13 protein-coding genes and 2 pseudogenes are annotated in these 15852 nt (G+C 70.7%); 11 read left to right on the top strand and 4 right to left on the bottom strand.

The features are described from left to right. Window positions 1–2: 2 nt before the first annotated feature. On the bottom strand, window positions 3–1340 hold the full coding sequence (locus tag TU30_RS29250) for a M14 family metallopeptidase (protein WP_042175725.1): 1338 nt from the start codon (window positions 1338–1340) through the stop codon (window positions 3–5). Window positions 1341–1564: 224 nt separating this feature from the next. Between TU30_RS29250 and TU30_RS29245 the strand changes: the two genes are divergently transcribed. After that, window positions 1565–2893, top strand: coding sequence for an Nramp family divalent metal transporter (locus TU30_RS29245; protein ID WP_042175722.1), 1329 nt, complete (start codon window positions 1565–1567; stop codon window positions 2891–2893). A gap of 39 nt (window positions 2894–2932) precedes the next feature. Here TU30_RS29245 and TU30_RS34860 read toward each other — a convergent pair. Together TU30_RS34860 and TU30_RS29240 are read right to left on the bottom strand one after the other, a co-directional pair. After that, window positions 2933–3139, bottom strand: a pseudogene (locus TU30_RS34860) (4-oxalocrotonate tautomerase family protein); the annotation flags it as partial. Window positions 3140–3259: 120 nt separating this feature from the next. Then, window positions 3260–4021 carry an SDR family oxidoreductase gene (locus tag TU30_RS29240; RefSeq protein WP_042175802.1) on the bottom strand — a complete coding sequence of 254 codons (762 nt, stop codon included), beginning with the start codon at window positions 4019–4021 and terminating at the stop codon, window positions 3260–3262. A gap of 78 nt (window positions 4022–4099) precedes the next feature. Between TU30_RS29240 and TU30_RS29235 the strand changes: the two genes are divergently transcribed. Together TU30_RS29235 and TU30_RS34850 are read left to right on the top strand one after the other, a co-directional pair. Beyond that, window positions 4100–5005: a helix-turn-helix transcriptional regulator gene (locus TU30_RS29235; protein ID WP_176726326.1), complete on the top strand. Its 906-nt coding sequence runs from the start codon at window positions 4100–4102 to the stop codon at window positions 5003–5005. A 780-nt stretch (window positions 5006–5785) separates the two neighbouring features. Then, window positions 5786–6229: pseudogene (locus TU30_RS34850) on the top strand (hypothetical protein); the annotation flags it as partial. 120 nt (window positions 6230–6349) lie between these two features. Here TU30_RS34850 and TU30_RS29225 read toward each other — a convergent pair. After that, on the bottom strand, window positions 6350–8089 hold the full coding sequence (locus TU30_RS29225) for a chitinase (RefSeq protein WP_042175718.1): 1740 nt from the start codon (window positions 8087–8089) through the stop codon (window positions 6350–6352). 534 nt (window positions 8090–8623) lie between these two features. Here TU30_RS29225 and TU30_RS29220 point away from each other — a divergent pair. The 8 genes from TU30_RS29220 to TU30_RS29185 all read left to right on the top strand — a co-directional run bounded on the left by TU30_RS29220 (window position 8624) and on the right by TU30_RS29185 (window position 15826). Then, entirely contained in the window at window positions 8624–9517 is an 894-nt protein-coding gene (locus tag TU30_RS29220) for a hypothetical protein (RefSeq protein WP_107068605.1), read from the top strand. A gap of 100 nt (window positions 9518–9617) precedes the next feature. Then, window positions 9618–10325, top strand: coding sequence for a Flp pilus assembly protein CpaB (gene cpaB, locus TU30_RS29215; protein WP_042175711.1), 708 nt, complete (start codon window positions 9618–9620; stop codon window positions 10323–10325). A gap of 9 nt (window positions 10326–10334) precedes the next feature. Next, window positions 10335–11618, top strand: coding sequence for an AAA family ATPase (locus TU30_RS29210; protein ID WP_042175709.1), 1284 nt, complete (start codon window positions 10335–10337; stop codon window positions 11616–11618). Window positions 11619–11752: 134 nt separating this feature from the next. Continuing rightward, window positions 11753–12085 (top strand): pilus assembly protein, encoded by a 333-nt coding sequence (locus TU30_RS29205; protein WP_234308024.1) that lies wholly within the window; start codon window positions 11753–11755, stop codon window positions 12083–12085. Window positions 12086–12187: 102 nt separating this feature from the next. Next, a complete protein-coding gene (locus TU30_RS37775; protein WP_042175707.1) occupies window positions 12188–12508 on the top strand; it encodes a TadE/TadG family type IV pilus assembly protein in 321 nt (106 codons plus the stop codon). A 118-nt stretch (window positions 12509–12626) separates the two neighbouring features. Then, window positions 12627–13964: a CpaF family protein gene (locus tag TU30_RS29195; RefSeq protein ID WP_042175704.1), complete on the top strand. Its 1338-nt coding sequence runs from the start codon at window positions 12627–12629 to the stop codon at window positions 13962–13964. A gap of 10 nt (window positions 13965–13974) precedes the next feature. Next, a complete protein-coding gene (locus TU30_RS29190; RefSeq protein ID WP_042175701.1) occupies window positions 13975–14919 on the top strand; it encodes a type II secretion system F family protein in 945 nt (314 codons plus the stop codon). Window positions 14920–14938: 19 nt separating this feature from the next. Then, on the top strand, window positions 14939–15826 hold the full coding sequence (locus TU30_RS29185) for a DUF5936 domain-containing protein (protein ID WP_042175699.1): 888 nt from the start codon (window positions 14939–14941) through the stop codon (window positions 15824–15826). Window positions 15827–15852: the final 26 nt, after the last annotated feature.

Here is a 15852-nt window from a genome sequence, read left to right as displayed (position 1 = left end):
CGCTAACCGCAGTACTGCGCCTCCTTGCCGATGGAGCGGTACATGCAGTCGGCGTTCTCCAGGAGGTGCAGGACGGCGTCCCGGTTCCGGGACGTCTCCCGCTCGATGACCTCGTCGGGAGGGTAGAAGCCGCCGCCGGACGAGGACCTCGGGTACATCTCGTAGGTGTAGCCGAAGATCTTGTGCGTGCCCCACAGGTAGTCGTCGATCGACCCGTCCGTGATGTACAGGTCACTGGACTGCTGGGCCGTGTAGCCGTTGCTCGCGGCCATCTTCTGACCGACCGTCCGGAAGGCGGCGTGGTCGTCGGCCGTCATCCCGGTCGTGGTGTCGGAGTAGGTGTAGCCGAACGGCCACAGCACCAGCTCGCTGTACGTGTGGAAGTCGATGCCGGCCTTGATCTGCTGCACCCCGCCCACGACCCGGCTGCGCACGAAGTCGGCGACGACCTTCACCTCGGGCGCGGACTCGGGAGCCGAACCCCGGTAGGTGTCGGAGGACTTGGAGCCGGAGGAGCCGTTGCAGCAGCCCCACCGGTAGTTCCAGTTGCGGTTCAGGTCGGTGCCGACGTACGACGAGCCGGAGTTGGGCTGACGGTTCTTGCGCCATGAACGGTAGGCGCCGGTGGCGATGTCGTACTCGCCGCCGTCCGGGTTGAGGTCCGGGATGATCCAGATCTCGCGGCCGTCGACCATGTCGGTGATCCGGGAGTCGCTGCCGTATCCCGCGCCGAGTTCGCGCAGCAGGTACAGGGCCATCTCCACGGTGAGGTGCTCACGCGCGTGCTGGTGGTGGGTGAACAGGACCTCGGGCTCGTTCTCGTCCGCCCTCACGTTGTCGCTGATCTTGATGGCGACGATGTCCCGGCCCTGGTAGGACCGGCCGATCACCCGTTTGCTCATGATGTCCGGGTACGCCGACAGCCGCTGGTCGATCTCCGCGTTCATCTCGGCGTAGTTGTGATACCGGGAGTCGGCCGAGGGGAAGTCGAACAGCCGCAGCCCGTCGGCGGCCGACGAGCGGTCGGGAGCGGCGCCCAGCGGTGTCAGTTCGTAACCCTGCCGGCGCAGGGCGCGGATCTGGTCCACACGACCGGAGACGACCACCGTCTCCTCGTCGGCCTCGTCCACGGTGACCCCGGCCTGCTGGATCGCCGTACGGGTCAGGGGAGTCGTGTGCTGATGGATCTCGTACTGGCGGATGTCGTCCGCCGAGGGCGCCGCCTGCTTCGCGCTGTCGGCGTCGGCCTCCGTGGCCGACATCGACACGGGCGCGGCGAGGGCGAGGGCGAGGAGTGCGGCGAGCACGGCGGACCGTCTGCCGCGGGGGCGAAGTCGCATGAAGGGAGTCTCCTTGTGGGAGGTGGGGGTTGTCCGTGCGACGCGCGAACCACGACGTACCGAGTTCGTGGTGCGGTGCCGTCATCCTCGATGTATGGCATGATCAGGTCAAGATTGCGTCCGTGTGGCCGGCCCCGCCCGGATCGCCCCTCGACCAGGTGCATCCGGTGAAGATCCCCGCACGCCCTCTTGTCCGCCCGGTGTTCATGAGCTTTCTTGCCTCCATGGCGGACACCACGGGAAACACCCAGGACACCGGAGCACCACCCCAGGCCCCCGGCCCTCAGCCCCGCACGTCCAGTTGGCGCTACATCGGCCCCGGAATCGTCGTCGCCGCGACCGGCGTGGGCGCGGGCGACCTGGTCGCCACCCTCATCGCGGGCAGCACCTTCGGCTACACCCTGCTCTGGGCGGCGGTCATCGGCTGTCTGGTGAAGATCTCCCTCGCCGAGGCGGCGGGCCGCTGGCACCTGGCCACCGGACGCACCCTGTTCGACGGCTGGGCGAGCCTGGGCCGCTGGACGACGTACTTCTTCGGCGTCTACGTCGTCATCTGGGGCTTCGTCTACGGCGCGGCGGCGATGTCGTCGAGCGCGCTGCCCCTGCAGGCCCTTTTCCCGGACGTGATGGACCTCGAAGGGTGGGGCATCGCCTGCGCCCTGGCGGGTCTGGCCTTCGTCTGGTTCAACCGGTACGCGGTCTTCGAGAAGGTCATGACGGTCCTGGTGGGCGTCATGTTCGTGGTGACCGTCTACCTGGCCGTCAGGGTGGCGCCGAACCTCGGGGACGCCTTCGCCGGACTGCTTCCGGTGCTGCCGGACGCGGACGACTCGGTCCTCTACACCCTGGGCCTGATCGGCGGCGTCGGCGGCACGATCACGCTGGCCGCGTACGGCTACTGGGTCAACGCCAAGGGCTGGACCGACACCGGCTGGATGAAGGTGATGCGCCTGGACAACCGCGTCGCGTACCTCACCACCGGCCTCTTCGTCGTCGCGATGCTCCTCGTCGGCGCCGAGCTCCTGCACTCGGCGGGCCTCGCGCTGGAGAAGGGCGACAAGGGCCTGGTGCAGCTGGGCGACATCCTGGAGGACAGGTACGGCACCGCGACGGCGACGTTCTTCCTGATCGGCTTCTTCGCCACGTCGTTCACGTCACTGATCGGCGTGTGGCACGGGGTGAGCCTGATGTTCGCCGACTTCGTGACGCGCGGCCGGAGGAAGGCGAAGGAGTCGACGGGTGAGGCCGTCGCGTCCGGCCGCCCGGAGAAGTCCTGGCCGTTCCGCGCCTACCTGCTGTGGCTGACCTTCCCGCCCATGATCCTCCTGTTCGAAGGCCAGCCCTTCCGTCTGATCATCGTCTACGGCGTCCTCGGCGCCGCGTTCATGCCCTTCCTCGCCCTGACCCTGCTCTGGCTCCTCAATTCCACCCGCACCCCGCGCGAATGGCGCAACGGCCCCCTCAGCAACGGCATGCTCGCCGCCGCGGGCCTCCTCTTCCTGGTCCTGTGCGTCAAGCAGGTCTGGGACCAGCCGTGGTCGGAGTTCTTCTGACGCCCGGGGCCCCGGCCCCGGGCGTCGCAGACCGGGTCGGGCGTCGCCGTTCAGCACGGCGGCGGTGAGGACGTTGCCGGCGACGCCCCAGCCTCCGTCGGTGACCTCGTCGACGAGGACGACGGTGGTGGGCCGGGCGCGCTCACCGTAGAGCTCCGCGTACAGGTCGGTGGTGCGCTCCACGATCTTCTTCTTGTCCTCGGCGGTGAGGGTGCCCGCGGGCACCTTGAAGTGGGCGAAAGGCATGGGTCTTCTCCTTGGAGTCGTCATCGGCGGGTGCAAAAGTGCTTGTCCGCGGGGTGGCGGCGGTCCTGCGGTGCGGAGGCACTCGGCGGTCTGGTGTGACGCCGCCTCAGTCCGGCGGCCTCACACCAGGCCGCCGTTGGCCCGCAGGGTCTGGCCGTTCACCCAGCGGCCCTCCGGGCCGGCGAGGAAGGCGACCACCCGGGCGATGTCCTCCGGGGTGCCGAGCCGCTCCAGCGCCGGGGCCTTGGCGAGCGCGTCGATCTGCTCGGGGGTCTTGCCCGTGAGGAACAGATCGGTGGCGGTGGGCCCGGGGGCGACCGTGTTGACGGTGACGTCCCGCCCGCGCAGCTCGCGGGCGAGGGTCAGGGTGAGCGCCTCGACGGCACCCTTGCTCGCCGTGTACGCGCCGTAGGCGGGGAGCTGCGTGCCGACCACGGAGGTCGAGAACCCCACGAACGAGCCGCCCGCGCGCAGCCGCCGTGCGGCCTGCTGGGCGACCACGAAGGCGCCGCGGACGTTGGTGCGGTGCAGGGCATCGAGCACCGCCAGGTCGAGGTCGGCGATGGGGGAGAGCGCGAGCCGGCCGGCGGCGTTCACGACGACGTCCACGCCGCCGAACTCGGCCTCCGCCCGGTCGAACAGCGCGGCGACCGCGTGCTCGTCCGCCACGTCGGCCCGGACGGAGACCGCCCGCCCGCCGGCCTCGGTGATCGCCTTCACCGTCTCCTCGGCGGCGGCCGTGTCGCCGGCGTAGTTCACCACGACGGCCAGACCGTCCCGGGCCAGTTTCAGGGAGACCGCCCGGCCGATGCCGCGTGATCCGCCGGTCACGACGGCGACGCGAGCGGCCGCCGGTGCGCATGCTCCGGGGTTCGTAGTCATGTCCTCCACGATGGGCACGGACGACCGGTGGAACCAGGGGACGACATCCCCTGGGTCACCGACCCGGCCGAGCGCAGAATGGACGCCATGGGCTCTGTGAAGTACACCGAACTGGGAGCTTTCCTGCGCTCACGGCGCGCACGCGTCCGTCCCGGGGACGTCGGTCTCCCCTCCGGACCCCGGCGCCGGGTGCCGGGGCTGCGTCGCGACGAGGTGGCCCAGCTCGCCGGGGCGTCGGTGGACTACTACAACGAGCTCGAACGCGGAGCCGGCTCCCAGCCGTCCGAACAGATGATCGCCGCGCTGGCACGGGCGCTGCGCCTGACCGCCGACGAGCGCGACTACCTCTACCACCTCGCGGACCGGCCGGTGCCCGTACAGGGCGGGGCCGCCGCACACGTGCACCCCGGCATGCTCGACCTGCTCGGCCGGCTGACGACGACACCGGCACAGGTGATCACCGACCTGCACGTCACCCTCGTACAGAACCCCCTCGCCGTGGCGCTGCTCGGGGACCAGTCCGGCCTGCGGGGGCACCGGGCCAGCTTCGTGTACCGGTGGTTCACCGACCCCGCCGCCCGGAAGCTCTACCCCAAGGCCGATCACGACCGCCAGTCCCGCTCCTTCGTCGCCGACCTGCGCGCGGCCGCCGCCAGGCGGGACAGGAAGGACGCCGTGGCCGGCTCGCTGGTCGGTGCGCTGCTCGACGCGTCCCCCGAGTTCGCCGCCTTGTGGGCCGACCACGACGTCGCCTTCCGGCGGGACGACCGCAAACGCCTCCTCCACCCCGTCCTCGGCCCGGTCGAGGTCAACTGCCTGCACCTCTTCAGCGAGGACGGCCGGCAGCGGCTGCTCTGGTTCACCCCGGCGGTCGGCACCGACAGCGCCGACCTCCTCGACCTGCTCGCGGTCATCGGCACCCAGGCCGTCACCGATCCGGCGGGCACCGGCTTCACAGCAGGTGGTCGGCCTTCCCCGCCGTGATGTCGAGGATCACGCGCCGCAGGGCGTCCCGGCTGTCGGTGAGGCAGTCGCCCCCCGGAGCCGGCTACGGCGATGCAGCCGTTGCCGTCCTGATCGGTACCGAGGCGGAAGTACGCCGACCCCCCCGGCGCGGAACGGTTCTTCCCGGACGATGTCGAGCACGGCGGTGTCTCCTCACCGCCGGTTGGCGATGTCCTGGACGAAGCCGCGGGAATCCGTGGGCGACAGGGCGTGCTGCTCCATCCGGTCGAGTTGAGCCCGGTACTTGGACACCTGTGCTTCGGGGCGGACGGATTCCGGGCCGTGCGTGGGTGCTGTCGATCCGAACGGTGTCGAGACGCCGTACCGGCCCTTCCCCGCAGACGACGGTCCGGCCCGCGCCGGGAAGGGCGCCGACCGCGAAGGGAAGGACCCGCACCAACCCATGAGGTGAGCCGGACATGGTGAGCAGGTGCTCCGGCCGCCCACGTGCCGCAGTGGACCCGCCCCGGCGCGTCCCCCCGTGGAGGCCCTCGGCCGGCACGGCTCCCACCGCTGACGCGCCTTCGCCGACGAGCCCGGCGTCGGCGAGAGGTGGCAGGTGCCGGGCGGAACGTCCCCGCGACACGGGTGTTTTTGCGCACCTGGGGGCGAGTTTCGGCCCCGCGGCCACCCGGCGGCGGACCGTAGGCAACGAGCAGTCCGTGAAGGCTGCCTGCTCCGGACAGTGATCCACTCCGCCTCCCCCTGGGATGATGTCCTCGCCGTACTCCGCGACTACGACACCGAGTGGTTGACTCCGTGAGACTGACCCGCGTGACCCTCACCGTGGCGGCCGGCGCCCTCGCCCCGGCCCTGCTGCTCTCCACTCCGTCCTTCGCCGCCCCCGTGCCGCCGCCCACCGCCGTCGCAGCGGCGTCGGACACGGGCTCCCCCTACGACGGGATGGACATCCACGACCTGCGCATCACGATCCTCCGCATCCTGGCCGATCCCGACAGTGGCAGGCGGGTGACCCAGGAGATCAACGAACTCCTCGACCACGGCACCGCGGAGGAGATACGCGCCTGGCTCGAGACCGGTCACCGTCTCGCCCAGGCCGAGGACGACGCCGTGGCCATCGCCAGGATCCTCGCCGACCCCGGGACCAGCGACGCCCTGCGTGCGGCGGCGAGTGCGGCCCTGGACGAATACACCCCGGAAGCGCTGCGCCACTTCCTCGAGGTCGGCCGGTACGAGGTCGACGGCCAGAACCCGTCGTGCGGAATCGTCCGCGTCGTGCGGAACCGTCCGACAGCCGCCCTGCCCACATGGTCGTGGGCAGGGCGGCGTGTTCAGGGCGGTGAGGGAGACAAGGGGGACCGGTTACGGCAGGGCGTGGACGTGCGGGCCCACCGCGTCGGACCAGGCGTTGCCGGCGGTGGCGTCCCAGTTGGTGGACCAGGTCATGGCGCCGCGCAGGCCCGGGTAGGTCTTCGACGGCTTGAAGGAACCGCAGTTCGTGGCCCTGGTCAGGCAGTCCAGGGCGTTGTTCACCACGGTCGGGGAGACGTAGCCACTGCCCGCGCCGCGGGTGGAGGCCGGGAGGCCGAGGCCCACCTGGGACGGGTGGAGGCCGCCTTCCAACTGGATGCAGGCCAGCGCGGTCAGGAAGTCCACCGAGCCCTGGCTGTACACCTTGCCGTCGCAGCCCAGCATCGAACCGCTGTTGTAGTACTGCATGTTGACGACCGTGAGGATGTCCTTCACGTTCAGCGCGGTCCGGAAGTAGGAGTTGGACGTGGACTGCATGTCGATGGTCTGCGGGGCCATCGTCAGGATCATGTCCGGGCCGGCCTTCGCGGACAGCGACCGCAGCGCCTGCGTCATGTGGGTCGCGTCGAGGCCGTTCTCCAGGTCGATGTCGACGCCGTCGAAGCCGTACTCCTGCATCACGGCGTACACCGAGTCCGCGAAGTTCGTCGCTGAGGCGGCGTCGTTCACCGAGACGGTGCCCTTCTCGCCGCCCACCGAGATGATGACCTTCTTCCCGGCCGCCTGCTTCGCCCGCACGTCCGCCTTGAACCGGTCGACGGTGTAGCCGTTCAGGCCCGCCGAGTCCAGGTTGAAGGTGACCGCGCCCGGCGTGCCCGTCGCGTCCGCGAAGGCGACCGCGATGATGTCGTACTGGGCCGGGACGTCCGCGATGCGCTGAACGGCCGCACCGTTGTCGAAGTTCTGCCAGTAACCGGTCACCGCGTGCCGGGGCAGGTCACCGCCGCCGCCACCGTCGTCGCCCTCCGTCGTCCGGGCCGTTACCGCCGTCGACCGGGGTGATTCGCCCGCCGCGTTGGTCGCCGCGACCTGGAAGGAGTACGAGGTGGAGGCCGCGAGCCCGGTCACCGTCGCCGACGTGCCCGTCACCGCTGTGATCTTCGTGCCGTTGCGGTAGAGGGTGTAACCCGTCGCTCCGGAGACGGAGTTCCAGGTCAGGGATGCCGTCGACGCCGTCGTGCCCGAGACGCTCAGACCGCTCGGGGTGCCGGGGACGGTCGGGTCCGGGTCGCCGCCGTCGCCTCCGCCTCCGTCGGGGCCGAAGACCGACAGGTCGTCCGCGTAGTAGGGCTGCTGTCCGTACCAGCCGTGGGTGTGGACCGTCACGGACGTGGTCGCGGAGCCGGTGCGGAAGCTCGTCGTCAACTGCTTCCAGGTACGGGAGTCCGGGGTCCAGGTGGAGACGTCCGTCGTGCCGGTGCCGGTCACCCCCAGGTAGGCGTACCCGCCCTGCACCCAGGTGCTCAGGGAGTAGGTGGAGTCGGGCCGCACCGCGACGGTCTGCGTGCAGCGGGCGTTGTCCTGGCCGGCCGGGGTGGCCTTGAGTGCGGCCGTGCCGCCGTGCACGGGGGACGAGACGGTCGTGCCGCTGTTCGCCGAACAGGTCCAGTTGCTCAGGCCCGACTCGAAACCGGCGTTCCTGGCGTTGTTCACGTCCGCCGCGGACGCCTGGCCCGCGCCCGCGAGGGGGAGGGTGAGAGCGAGGGCCGAGACGAGGGCAGCCGCCCAGAGGCGGCCGGGGCGGCGGGCGGTTCTGTTTCTGCGGTCGGTCGTGGTGGGCGTGCGGTCCACTGAAGCCTCCTGTGGGGGTGGGAGAGGGGGCTGGACAAGGGGTACAGAGAGAGGGGGATGCAAGGAGGGACTGAAGGGGAGAGGGAGAGAGAAGGAGAGGAGAGAGGCGAGAGGCGAGAGGCGAGAAGGGACAAGCGAGAGGGGCGTGGGGGTGACGGTGGGCGTCGTCGTGGGAGCAACAAGGTGGTCCAGACCAATCAGGTTGTCAATGGGTCCAGACCAATTCGAGGGTGCGGGGTCGCGTACGGCCGCCCGGCCGCCCGGCCCGCCGGGCGGCCGGGCGTCAGGGGGTCGACGTCAAGGCGGTGCACGGGATTTCCGCCCCGCGGGTCATGTCGAGACCGGCAAGATGCTCAACGTGTCCCGTTTTGGCGCACCTTGTGCAACGTCAGTTGCCTACGAGCTGCACGAACGCTGTTCTCCAGCCACAGAGCCGTGGTTACAGTGCTCGCATAGTCACGCAGCGAAGTCATCAGGGTGCGCCGGAGTGACGTCCGGTGGACCGAGGGGCATGGGGAGAACGGGGAGCCGCGCGTGCCAACTGCCATTGCCGTGACCAGTGCCGACCTGGCACTGCCGCCGCAGGACGAACGAACCCTGCCCGCCGTGGTCCTGCGGGACATCGCCACCCTGCCGCTCGAACAGGCGCTGACCGAACTCCAGGTGCTCATCGAGCAGCACGGGTACGTCATCGTGGTCTGCTCCCAGGCGACGCCCGTCGCCGTCCTGCGGCGGCTGCACACCCTGCGCTCCCTGCTGGAGAGCGACCGGATCGCCCTCTTCAGCCCTGACCTGCCCCCGCTCGGACTCGCCGTACTCGCACGCCAGTTGAGGCAGCTCGCCTCCTGTGACCTCAGCCCCGGTGTGCTCGCCTCGGCCGGCCGGCTGCTGGTCCACTACATCCACTCCGGGGCCCTGCTCGGCTCCGTCGCCCGGCTCGACCGGATCCCCGTGAACCTGAAACAGCACGCCAAGTCGTGGGTGCCGGGCAGCCAGTTCGCCGTCCTCGCCCACCCGCAGCCGCAACTCGTCCGCCTCGGCCCGGAAGCCGCGCTGGACGGACCGGAGTTCGGCACCTGGATGCTCGTCGCCAAGGGACAGCTCCAGTCCGACTGGGTCACCGGAACCCTGGCACCGTCCTGGAAGGTGCAGGGGCTGCGCGAGGCGCCGCTGCCCGCCGAGTCCCCGCGCTGGTGGGGGACCGGCAAGGTGATCGAGTTCTGCACCTATCTTCCCGACCTCTCCGTCCTCTACCAGCTGGTCACGAGCGTGCGGCGCGGCGTCTGCCACTGGTGCGGCATCGATGTCATCGGCGACCGGTGCGTGTTCTGTTCGGCCACGCCCCCGTCCGTACCCGCCCACGACAGTCCCCGCGGCATCGACAGCGGCCGCGGCGTCGGCAGCAGAGCCCTCGTCCGCGGCAGCTGACCCGGCACACCGTCCCGCACCGCACCGTCCCGCCCGCACACGAAACGCGGTCTCCCACCGTCCCGCTCGGCCCATATCCCCCAATGAGGTTGCACGGTCTATGAACTCCCGTCAGCGCCGCGGCGTGATACTCCTGCTCCTGTCGATCCTGTGCGCCCTCGCCGCGTTCGCCGGCGTGCTCTCCGTCATCAACGACGTGGAGTCCAAGGTCGGTCCCGAGGTCGGCGCGTACCGGCTGAAATCCGATGTGGCGCCCTACACACCGCTCAGAACGGACCAGTTCGAGAAGATCGAGATGCCCGAGCGCTGGCTGTCGGAGAACGCGGTCACCGACCTCGGCGACATCCGGGGCAAGACCGCCGTCACCACGCTGCGCGAGGGCTCCCTGCTGCAGAGCGACATGATCGTGAACCAGCCCGCCCTGCAGCCGGGGCAGCAGGAGGTCGCCATCATGATCGACGCGGCCACCGGCGTCGCCGGAAAGATCACGCCGGGATCGTCGGTCAACGTCTACGCCACCTTCGAAGGGGAACGCGAGGGCGCCCCGGCCCAGTCGAAGATCATCGTGACCAACGCCAAGGTCCTCGACGTCGGCCGGATCACCGCCCTCGAACCCGACGGGAACGACCGCGGACGGCAGCCCACGGACGCCGTCCCCATCACCTTCGCGCTGTCCACCATCGACGCCCAGCGCATCACCTACGCCGAGTCCTTCGCCCAGCGGGTCAGGCTCGCGCTCGTCGCCCCCGGCGGCGACACCACGGTGCCCGAGCAGGACCGTACGTACGAACTCGCGAAGGACAAGTGAGAGGCCCGCATGCCCACGAGGATCCTCCCGGCAGTCGGTGACGCGGACGCCGTCCGGTCCGTCACCACGCTGCTCAGCCAGCTCCCGGACGCCGAACCGGTGGTCCCGGTGACCGACTCCACCCAGCTCGTCGACACCCTCGCGCGCCTGGCCGCCGAGTCGATCGACGAGCTGCCGGAGGTCGTGGTCGTGCACGAGCGGATCGGCCCGGTCCCCGCGCTGGAACTGATCCGCGAAGTGGCCCTGCGCTTCCCCGCCGTCGGCGTCATCCTCGTCACCTCCGACGCCAGTCCCGGCCTCTTCCAGGCCGCGATGGACTACGGCGCCCGCGGCCTGGTCGCCCTGCCGCTCAGCTACGAGGAACTCGCCACCCGCGTCCAGGCCGTCGCCCAGTGGTCCTCCGGTGTACGCCGCCATCTCGGCGCCGGCAGCGACGTGTTCACCGGCGTCGGCGGCACGGTCGTCACCGTCAGCGGAGCCAAGGGCGGCGTGGGCGTGACCCTGACCGCCATCCAGCTCGCCCTCGCCGCCCAGGCGTCCGGCCGCAGCACCGCCCTGGTCGACCTGGACCTCCAGAGCGGGGACGTCGCCTCCTTCCTGGACGTCCAGTTCCGGCGGTCCGTCGTGGACCTCGCGACGATCACCGACATCTCGCCGCGCGTCCTGGCCGACGCCGTCTTCCGCCACGACACCGGCCTCACCCTGCTCCTCGCCCCCGGCGAGGGCGAACGAGGCGAGGACGTCACCGACCGCGCCGCCCGCCACATCGTCGGCGCCCTGCGCTCCCGGTACGAGGTCGTGGTCGTCGACACCGGCGCCCAGCTCGTCGGGGCCGGCGCGGCCGCCGTAGAGACCGCCGACACCGCGCTCCTGGTCACCACCCCGGACGTCGTCTCCGTCCGGGGCGCCAAACGGACGGTACGGATGTGGGACCGGCTCCAGATCCGCAAGGCGGAGGAGACCACGGTCGTCGTCAACCGCCACACCCGGGGTACGGAGATCCAGCCGCCCCTCATCCGGAAGATCACCGGCACCGCGGTCGCGGCCACCGTGATCCCCGCCAACTTCAAGGAACTCCAGTCCGTCGTGGACGCGGGCCGGGTCCACGAACTGGAGAACAGGAGCGCGGTGAAGCAGGCGTTGTGGACCCTGGCCGGAGAGCTGGGACTGGCCAAGGCCCCGGAGGGCGCCCAGAAGCCCGGCCGGCTGCGGGGAGACCGGCTGCGCGGCGACCGGCAGCGCGGAGACCGGGGAGCGGTGAGCCTCCGGCGGCGCAAGGACGGAGGGGGGTGAGGGTGATGAAGGGGGAGGAGCCGTGCTTCTGCCTGGGCTGTGACCGTGACCGTGACGGCGACCATGACCATGACGGTGAGCGTGCCGGCAACCAGGACCGTGACCGGGGCCAGGTCACCATCGAGTTCCTCGGCATGATCCCGACGATCCTCGTGACACTCGTGGTGCTGTGGCAACTCGTGCTGCTGGGATACACGTTCACCCTCGCGGGGAATGCTGCGGACGAGGCGGTACGGGCGGCCACCGCCGCTGACCCCGGCGCGCGCCAGGGCGCCTGCGAGGCGGCGGGGCTGGACAAACTGCCCGGTGCCTGGGAGGGGGCGGCGACGGTGACGTGCGCGACCGGGGGCGGTTACGTCACCGCAGACGTGACACTGGGCGTCCCCGTCCTCTTCCCGGGCACAGCCACCTTCCCCTTCGAGGTGAACGGCCACGCGGGCGCGGTGGAGGAGGAGGTGGGGGACTAGATGTCGTACGGGCACGGGCACAGGTACAGGTACGAGCACGGGCACGGGCGCAGGCACAGACGGCGGCGGGGCGGGTCCGGGAGGCCGGGGGACCGCGGGCAGGTGGCGATCGAGTACCTGGGCTTCCTGCCGGTCCTGATCATCGTCGCCATGGCCGCCGTCCAGCTGGGCCTGATCGCGTACACCGCCCAGCAGGCCGGTACCGCCGCCCGCGCGGGGGCCCGCAGCGCCTCGCTCGACGGGGCGGCCGGCCCGGCCTGCGCGGTGGCGGTGAGTGGCTGGCTGGCCGGGCGCACCGACTGCGGGGCGTCCGGGGGCGGCGACGAGGTCACCGTCACCGCCACGATCGGCATCCCGTCGATCGTGCCGGGCTGGGACTTCGGCCAGGCCACGAAGACCGCCACGATGCCCGTCGACCACTGACCGGATCGAACCGAACAGGACCTGACCTGACCGACCACTCGCACACCCGCCCGACCAGCCGACCATCGACCAGCCCCCAGGTATTCACCACGAACCAGGAACGAGGAGCGCCGGACTCATGAGTCTGCGGTCACGTATCAACTCCCCCGAGGAGAAGGGCAGCCGGGGCGAGGACGGCCATCTGGTCGCCTCCTACCGCGCCAAGCTCCTCGAGGAGATCGACCTCGCGGAGATGAGTTCGCTGGCCGCCGCCGAGCGCCGGGCGAGACTGGAGCGGGTGCTCGGGCACATCATCAGCCGTGAGGGCCCGGTCCTGTCGACCGTGGAGCGCTCGCAGCTGATCCGCAGGGTCGTCGACGAGGCACTCGGCCTCGGCATCCTGGAACCGCTCCTGGAGGACGCCTCCATCACGGAGATCATGGTCAACGGCCCCGACGCGATCTTCGTCGAGCGCGGCGGACGCGTCGAGCAGCTGCCGATGCGCTTCGCCTCCCACGACCAGCTGATGCAGACCATCGAACGCATCGTCTCGACGGTCAACCGCCGGGTCGACGAGTCGAACCCGATGGTGGACGCACGCCTGCCGTCCGGCGAGCGCGTCAACGTCATCATCCCGCCGCTGTCCCTGACCGGCGCCACCCTCACCATCCGCCGCTTCCCGCGCTCCTTCACCCTGCACGAGCTGATCGGCCTCGGCTCGCTCGACGAGCACATGCTGTACCTGCTGGCGGGCCTGGTGCAGGCACGCTTCAACGTGATCGTGTCGGGCGCCACCGGCACCGGGAAGACGACCCTCCTCAACGCCCTCTCCGGCCTGATCCCCGAGGGCGAGCGCATCATCACCATCGAGGACTCCGCCGAACTCCAGCTCCAGCAACCGCACGTGATCCGCCTGGAGGCGCGCCCGCCGAACGTCGAGGGCAAGGGCCGCATCACCATCCGCGACCTGGTGCGCAACTCGCTGCGCATGCGCCCCGACCGGATCGTCGTCGGGGAGGTCCGCGGCGGCGAGTCCCTGGACATGCTCCAGGCGATGTCCACGGGCCACGACGGCTCGCTCGCCACCGTCCACGCCAACAGCGCGGAGGACGCCCTGATGCGCCTGCAGACCCTCGCCTCCATGTCGGAGGTGGAGATCCCCTTCGTCGCGCTGCACGACCAGATCAACAGCGCAGTCGACGTCGTCGTCCAGCTCACCCGCTTCGCCGACGGCGCCCGCCGCATCACCGAGATCGCCCTGCTGGAGAGCCACGGCGGCGAACCGTACCGGCTGACCACGGTCGCCCGGTTCAACGCGCAGCCGATGGCAGGCGACGGCCGCATCCACGGCTCGTACGAGCACCACCCGCTCCCGCGCCGCACCGCCGAACGCCTCTACATGGCGAGCCAGCCCCTACCGCAGGCCTTCGGCATCGCCCGTTCCCCCGACCAGCTCACCACCCGAGAAGCCAGGTAGGACCGCCGCCATGGATCTGCAGGACCTGATCACGCTGACCACCGGCATCGCACTGCTGACCTGCGTCCTCGCGGTCGCCGGCGTGCACACGTACGCCGCGGGCAGGGCTCAGCGGCAGGAGCTGGTGGAGCGGCTGTCGTACACCGGGCAGGTCACGGTCGGCGGGCGCCGGCGCCACTTCCCCACCCTGGACCGCAGGCTGCGCCGCACCGCGTTCGGCAGGAAGCTGGAACTGCGCCTGGTGGCGACCGGCCTGGACATCACCCCGGGCGAGTTCGTCGCCTACATGGTCGCCCTCGCCCTGGGGCTCCTCCTCACCGGCCAGGCCGTCCTCGCCCCGTTCTTCGGCCCGCTGGCCGGCATCCTGGGCATCTGGCTGGCGTTCCAGTTCCTCGACTGGCAACGCCAGAAACGCATCGAGAAGTTCATCAACCAACTCCCCGAACTGGCCCGCATCCTGGCCAACGCCACCCAGGCCGGCCTCGCCCTGCGGACGGCGATCGGCATGGCTGCGGAGGAGCTGGAGGCGCCGGCCGGCGAGGAACTGGCCAAGGTCGACAACCAGTTGGCCCTCGGCGCCTCGATGGACGACGTGCTGGGTGAGCTGGCCGAACGCCTTCCCTCCCGCGAACTCGTCGTCCTGGTCAACACGTTGGTTCTCTCCAACCGGGCGGGCGGCCAGGTCGTCAGCGCCCTGCGGAACCTCACCGACACCCTGGAGGAACGCAAGGAGACCAGGCGCGAGGTCCGTACCCAGCTCTCCCAGGTGAGCATGACGTCGTACGCCGTCCCCGTTCTGGGGGTCGGCTCGTTGTTCCTGATGAACGGGGTGAAGGACGGCGCCCTGGAACGCATGACCGGTTCCCCGGTCGGCCAGGGCGCCGTGATCGTCGCCTTCGGCCTGTACGCGGTCGGCTTCGTCCTGATCCGCCGACTGTCCCGCATCGACGTATGAGGAGGGAGGAGTGAGCGACATGGGACTTCTGCTGGCGCTGGTGACGGCCCTCGCCGTAGGGGGCGTCTTCGCCGGCGTACGCATGTACCGCGCCGACGCGAAACTCCCCGCCGACCTGGTCCTCGCCCTGGAGGTCGGCGCCACCCGCACCGGGGCGGTGGACTCGCTCGTCGACCGCATGGGCATGCGGTACGCCCCCGCCGTCCTGCGCCTCATGGGCCCCCAGCGGGTCTCCCGGTACCGCCGCAGGATCGACCTCGCGGGCAACCCGGGCGGCCTCACCATCGACCGCTACGCCGCCCGCCGCGCGGTCTACGGCTTCCTCGGCGGCTTCGGCTTCCTGGTCTTCCTCATGCGGGGGCAGTTCTTCGTCGCCCTGCTGCTGCTCGCCTTCGGCGCGTTCTGGACGGAGGTCGGTATCTGGTCGGCGATCCGGATCCGCCGGGACGTGATCGAGCGGACCCTGCCGGACTTCCTGGACGTCCTCGCCGTCGTCGTCAGCGCGGGCCTCGGCTTCCGGCAGGCCCTGGACCGGGTCGCCACCAAGTACGAGGGCCCGTGGGCGGACGAGCTGCGCATCACGCTGCGCCAGATGGACCTCGGCATGAGCCGCCGCCAGGCCTTCGCCGAACTGCGCCGACGCAACGACTCCGAGCAGGTCGCCATGTTCGTCACGGCGTTGCAGCAGGGCGAGGAACTCGGCGCCCCCATCGTGGAGACGCTGGTCGCCCTCGCGAAGGACATGCGCCGTACGGACGCGCAGAACGCCCGCCGCAAGGCGGCCCGCGCGGTCCCCAAGGCCACCATGATGATCACCACGTTCATGGTCCCGGCCACGATGATCCTCCTCGGCGCGGGCCTGATCCTGGGCTCCGGCACCGACTTCGGCTCGATCACGGGCGAGTAGCAGGACGAGCGCGAGGACAAAGGACG

Source organism: Streptomyces sp. NBRC 110035, from assembly GCF_000829695.1.
GTDB lineage: Bacteria > Actinomycetota > Actinomycetes > Streptomycetales > Streptomycetaceae > Streptomyces.
Note: the sequence above shows the minus strand (reverse complement) of the source record. Positions and strands in the feature narration are given on the sequence as shown.

Excerpts from the sequence above, each read along its gene's own strand:
- TU30_RS29185 (WP_042175699.1), top strand. The coding sequence starts at position 14,939 with ATGGGACTTCTGCTGGCGCTGGTGACGGCCCTCGCCGTAGGGGGCGTC.
- TU30_RS29240 (WP_042175802.1), bottom strand. The coding sequence starts at position 4,021 with ATGACTACGAACCCCGGAGCATGCGCACCGGCGGCCGCTCGCGTCGCC.
- TU30_RS29190 (WP_042175701.1), top strand. The coding sequence starts at position 13,975 with ATGGATCTGCAGGACCTGATCACGCTGACCACCGGCATCGCACTGCTG.
- cpaB (WP_042175711.1), top strand. The coding sequence starts at position 9,618 with ATGAACTCCCGTCAGCGCCGCGGCGTGATACTCCTGCTCCTGTCGATC.
- TU30_RS29210 (WP_042175709.1), top strand. The coding sequence starts at position 10,335 with ATGCCCACGAGGATCCTCCCGGCAGTCGGTGACGCGGACGCCGTCCGG.
- TU30_RS29245 (WP_042175722.1), top strand. The coding sequence starts at position 1,565 with ATGGCGGACACCACGGGAAACACCCAGGACACCGGAGCACCACCCCAG.
- TU30_RS29205 (WP_234308024.1), top strand. The coding sequence starts at position 11,753 with ATGATCCCGACGATCCTCGTGACACTCGTGGTGCTGTGGCAACTCGTG.
- TU30_RS29250 (WP_042175725.1), bottom strand. The coding sequence starts at position 1,340 with ATGCGACTTCGCCCCCGCGGCAGACGGTCCGCCGTGCTCGCCGCACTC.
- TU30_RS29235 (WP_176726326.1), top strand. The coding sequence starts at position 4,100 with ATGGACGCCATGGGCTCTGTGAAGTACACCGAACTGGGAGCTTTCCTG.
- TU30_RS29195 (WP_042175704.1), top strand. The coding sequence starts at position 12,627 with ATGAGTCTGCGGTCACGTATCAACTCCCCCGAGGAGAAGGGCAGCCGG.